We start from the raw sequence: 4,081 nt of genomic DNA, 5'->3' as shown, positions 1-4,081 counted from the left end.
GCTAGAACCTCTTAATAGTCTGGGCTTACGCTATCAAAATCAAGTAGTTGGCTGGATAATTACCCATCGCACTGCACCTGATACTATCCGCTATACCCAAATGTTTGTAAATCCCAAGTCTCAGCCTTTGAGCCGCAGTACCTTATTATTAGCTAGAGCAATTCAACTACAAGTAGAGAATCTTCCCCATACCAAAGGCACTTTTCGGGTGGATATAGACAATACCCCAATGGTGAAGTTTGTGCATCGTCGCCTCAAACCATATTTGGACGAGATTCGCTATGCCTGGAGTGCAACTAAGGTGTTGTCATGAATTACCATTGGATAACACAACATAGTGGGGAAGACTGTGCAGCAGCGAGTCTGGCTATTGTCGTCAAACATTATGGACGCTCTTTAAGAATTAACTATATTCGAGAATTGGTAGGCACTCGGCAAGGGGGAACTACCATGTTGGGGTTGAAATATGGCGCACAAGCTTTGGGATTTGAAACGAAAGCGATTAAGGCATCCCCCGACATTTTAGACGAACTGCACGAGCTAACTTTACCTGCCATTCTTTATTGGAAAGGTTATCACTTTGTGGTGTTCTATGGGCAAAAAGGGAGAAAGTTCGTAATTTCCGATCCGGCAATGGGTATTCGCTATCTCACCCGCCAAGAACTCCTCAAAGACTGGCAAGGCTATATGATGTTATTGCTAGAACCAGAACCACAGCGTTTTGCGGCTCAAGCTGAAGACCCAAATCCGATTAATCCATTTGCCAGTTTGCTGCATCGTCTCTGGCAACACCGGGGAATTTTACAGATTTTGCTACCTTTAAATTTAGGGGTGGGATTGTTAGCTTTAGCTACTCCATTGTTGCTGCAATTTCTCACCGACCAAGTTTTGGTAGAAAATAATAGTCAACTGCTGACTCTGGTGGCTGTGGGAGTGATGGGGTTAACCCTAGTGAATAGTGGTTTGACTTGGACACAATCGAATTTGGTGGCTGCATTTGCAGAAAAGTTGCAGAAAGAATTAAAACTGGATTTTGGTAAACAAGTGCTGCATTTGCCTTTATCCTATCATGAAGCTCGTCGCAGTGGTACGGCAATTCGCCGTTTGGCTGATATTCAACAGATTAATTTGCTGATTTCTCAATTGGTGATTGAGTTACCAATTAAAACCTTTATTGGCTTGGTTGCTGTTAGTTTTATTTTTGTTTATAGCTGGCAGTTGGGATTAGTGACTGTAGGATTAGGCATTGTTATGATCTGCGTAACTTTGGCTTTTCAACCGAAAATTAAACAAGTAACTAACCGTTCTTTGGCCGTTGCAGGTGAAAATGCTGGGGTATTATCTGAAGCATTTAATGGAGCATTAACCCTGAAAACAATGGCAGCTGCACCGCAACTATGGTCGGAAATTCAAGAGCGTTCAGAACGAGAATCAAAATACAACTTACGTGCAGCGAAAATCCATGTTAGCAATCAGACAGTTTCCGAAGCGATTGCAGGTGCCGGTACAGTGATCTTACTTTGGTTTGGTAGTTTGCTGGTTTTTCAGGATCACCTCACCATTGGCAGGTTAATTGCCATTTACGGCTTGAAAGAAGGCTTTTTGCAGTTTGCGATCGCATTTGTTAAATTCATCAGCGAGTGGACGGAGATTAAAGCCATCACCAGCTTACTGGCGGAACTGTTTGAATATATCCCCGAACACCAAGGTGATGCGGCTAAACCCTGGGTTCACTTGTCAGATACAGCCGACATTCAACTCAATAACCTGACTTTTTACTATCCTGGTCGGTTAAAACTGCTAGAAAATTTATCGGTGACTATTCCTGGTGGTCAGGCGATCGCTTTTATGGGGAAATCTGGTTGTGGTAAAAGTACCATTGCTAAGTTACTAACCCGACTCTATCCTCTACAATCTGGGGAAATTTTCATAGGCGATCGCGCTTTGTCTGATTTACCCCTCGATTGTTTACGTCAGCAAGTGGTTCTCGTCCCTCAAGATAGCTTCTTTTTACACCGTTCCATTATTGATAACTTCCGGCTGAGTGTCCCCAATGCCACTATTGAAGAAATTATAGAAGCTTGCCGAGTTGCGGGAGCCGATGAATTTATTTGCCAGTTTCCCCAACAATATGAAACCATCTTGGGAGTCGTGGGTGCAAACATCTCTGGTGGGCAAAAACAACGAATTGCGATCGCACGCGCTCTTTTAAAGAATCCACCAATTCTGATTTTGGATGAATCTACGGCTAATCTCGATCCCATTACCGAAGATGAAGTTCTGGAGCAAATTTTAAATCATCGTCGGGGCAAAACTACTATTCTCATTAGCCATCGTCCCCAAGTTATTCTGCGTGCAGATTGGTTGGTGATGCTCAATCAAGGAAAGTTGGAATTTAATGGTAAACCTGAATATTTCCAAACGACTAATTTGCCTAATATGTATCACCTAAGCTGTTAGTTAAGCTGTACCTCTGTTGGAGATTCAAGTTAACCCACTGCACCCAAAGATTGTAGCGTGAAAATGGTCGCTTCTGTTAATCCTTTGACTCCAGTAATTCTCATTCCTTCATAAAGCCTTTTGGCAATTAAAATTTTTGTACATTCACCCGTATTTATATCCCAAATTCTCACGGTTTGGTCTTGGGAACCACTCGCTATAAATTTTCCATCGGGACTAAAAGCAATGGAGGAAACTAAATGGGTATGTCCCCGACAAATATGTTGACATTCACCTGTATTTACATCCCAAATTCTCACAGTTTGGTCATGGGAAGCGCTAACAAGGATTTTACTATCAGGACTAAAAGCAATTGAAAAAACCCAGTTATGATGTCCGGTTAAGGTTTTTAAAAACTTTCCAGTTGGGGATTGCCAAAGTTTAATTGTTTGGTCGGTACTACAGGTTGCGAAAATCTTTCCATCCGGACTGAATATAACTGCATAAATTCTATCTTCATGGGCAGGTAAAATGTTGATACAATTACCTGTTTTTATATCCCAAATTCTCACGGTTTGGTCAGCGCTAGCACTTGCTAATATTTTACCATCATCACTAAAGGTGATTCCTAAAATTTTATCAGTATGACCAGTTAAATTATTTAAACATTGTCCTGTATGCCAATCCCAGATTTTAATTGTACAATCGGCGCTTGCACTAGCAATAATTTCACCATTAGGATGAAATTCCACAGCATAAACCCAATCTGTATGTCCTTGTAAAAGTTGAAAACATTTACCTGTATTTACAGTCCACAATCTGACTGTAGAATCGGTACTCGCACTAGCTAAAATTTGTCCATCTGGACTAAATGCAATTCCATAAATAAAATCTGTATGTCCTTGCAAACTTCTGAAACAATTTCCTGTTTGCCAATCCCATAATTTAATCGTTTTATCATTACTTCCACTAGCTAAAAATTGCCCATTTGGACTATATTTTACAGGTAATGCCCAATCTGTATTTCCTTGCCAAGTTTTTAAACATTGTCCACTATGGTAATCCCATAATCGCATGGTTTGGTCTAAACTGACGCAAGCAATTGTTTGATTATCGGGACTGACAGCAACACAACAAACCTCATTAGTTTGTTTATGCAAGGTTTTAATGCAAGTATGAGTCTTGCAATCCCAAATTTTCACCGTGCGATCGCCACTTCCACTCACTAGTATCTCACCTGTTGGATTAAATGCGACTGAATAAACGCTGTTTGTATGTCCCGTATAGGTTTTGATGCATTCCCCTGTCTGATAATTCCACGTTTTAATCGTGCGATCGCCACTTCCACTTGCTAAAGTTTGATTATCTGAACTAAATGCAATCGAACGCACCCAACTTTGATGTTCAGTTAAGGTTTGCAGACATTTCCCCGATTTTACATCCCATAATTTAATTTGCGCTTCTGCACCGCTACTGGCTAAAATACCCCCATCTGGGTTAAAAGCGACACAACGCACCCAATCTGTATGTCCAGTCAGGGTTTTGATACAGTTACCATCATGAATATTCCATATTTTGATTGTGCGATCGCCACTGGCACTTGCTAAAACATCACCCTTTGGACTAAAAGCAACAGAAAATA

2 protein-coding genes and 1 pseudogene are annotated in these 4,081 nt (G+C 41.1%); 2 read left to right on the top strand and 1 reads right to left on the bottom strand.

What is annotated here, in order from left to right; genetic code table 11:
- A pseudogene (locus VB733_RS27375) lies at nt 1-313 on the top strand (GNAT family N-acetyltransferase); the annotation flags it as partial.
- On the top strand, nt 310-2,460 hold the full coding sequence (locus VB733_RS27370; RefSeq protein ID WP_323343192.1) for a peptidase domain-containing ABC transporter: 2,151 nt from the start codon (nt 310-312) through the stop codon (nt 2,458-2,460). The pseudogene VB733_RS27375 and the gene VB733_RS27370, both read left to right, overlap by 4 nt.
- Before the next feature lie 29 nt (nt 2,461-2,489).
- On the opposite strand, the gene VB733_RS27365 is transcribed toward VB733_RS27370, so the two are convergent.
- The coding region (locus VB733_RS27365) for a WD40 repeat domain-containing protein (RefSeq protein WP_323343191.1) at nt 2,490-4,081 on the bottom strand (1,592 nt) is incomplete at its 5' end.

This window comes from Calothrix sp. UHCC 0171 (assembly GCF_034931845.1).
Lineage (GTDB): Bacteria > Cyanobacteriota > Cyanobacteriia > Cyanobacteriales > Nostocaceae > Brunnivagina.
Note: the sequence above shows the minus strand (reverse complement) of the source record. Positions and strands in the feature narration are given on the sequence as shown.

Bases quoted from the DNA above. Each gene is read 5' to 3' on its own strand.
- VB733_RS27370 (WP_323343192.1), top strand. From the start codon at position 310: ATGAATTACCATTGGATAACACAACATAGTGGGGAAGACTGTGCAGCA.